The organism is uncultured Tateyamaria sp. (genome assembly GCF_947497045.1).
Lineage (GTDB): Bacteria > Pseudomonadota > Alphaproteobacteria > Rhodobacterales > Rhodobacteraceae > Tateyamaria.
In genome coordinates, this window is record NZ_CANMEU010000043.1 from 1 (window position 1) to 1,156 (window position 1,156).

The following is a 1,156-nucleotide window of genomic DNA, read 5'->3' on the forward strand; positions in this document are numbered from 1 at the left end:
TGATGGGGTGGATGGCTCCTGCTCCAACCGGCGTCGCAATGCGCCATACTGCAGATGTCCACATCTGCTTTTGAGAGGAGCCACCCAATGCAAGTTACCACAATCGGCCTTGATCTGGCCAAGAACGTTTTTCAAGTGCATGGTATTACTCAGGACGACGAGGTCGCATTCAATCGGCCTTTGAGACGGGCGCAGTTGTTGTCTTTTTTCTCTAAACTTGAGCCCTGCCTGATTGGTATGGAGGCCTGTAGCAGCGCACACCATTGGGGACGTGAGCTGACTGAGCTCGGTCACGATGTCCGGCTTATCCCACCGATTTATGTGAAGCCTTATGTCAAACGCGGTAAGTCCGATGCCATTGACGCCGAAGCGATATGCGAGGCGGTCACGCGCCCAACGATGCGTTTTGTCGCAATTAAAACCGTAGAACAACAATCCTTGTTATCGCTTCATCGTGCGCGGGATTTGCTGGTTCGCCAAAGAACTCAGCTCATCAATGGGTTGCGCGGCATGGTTGCTGAGTTCGGTGTCTATGTGGCCAGAGGCATCGCTCGCATCATCGACTTTGCTGAGAGTATTTTGGCAGGTGAGGTCTTGGATTTGCCGGATATCGCGAACGAGGTAATCCACAATATGTGCGAACAGCTTATGGCACTGCATGCACATATTCGCTGGTACGAGAACCGTTTGAAACAGGTCGCCAAGGAAGACGCAGGGGTGCGGTTGTTGCGTACCATCCCAGGCGTTGGTGCTGTGACCGCCTCAGCAATCATCGCCAGCATTGGTGACGGCCACCAGTTTGAAAATGGTCGCGCGTTTGCAGCATGGTTGGGTCTAACGCCCTCAAACAAATCCAGCGGAGGGAAAGAGAAACTGGGACGGATAACGAAGATGGGTGATCAGTACTTACGGTCGCTATTAGTTGTTGGCATGACATCGCTTGTCCGACAAACACGATCTCACCCGGAGCGTGCGAGCAAGTGGCTCACGTCGCTGTTGGAACGCAAACCAGCTCGCGTCGCCACCGTCGCCATGGCCAACAAAACCGCACGGATCGTTTGGGCCGTTCTCACTCGCAACGAACCTTACAACCCGCACACCGCTTGAGGAAAAAAGGAACAACGAGTTAGCAAGACCTGCGAGATGATGGTGCATA

Annotated in this window: 1 protein-coding gene; it reads left to right on the forward strand. The window is 53.5% G+C overall.

The features are described from left to right. The first annotated feature begins 87 nt into the window (after positions 1–87). Positions 88–1,107, forward strand: a complete 1,020-nt coding sequence (locus Q0859_RS21435; protein ID WP_299155205.1) for an IS110 family transposase — start codon at positions 88–90, stop codon at positions 1,105–1,107. The last annotated feature ends 49 nt before the right edge of the window (positions 1,108–1,156 follow it).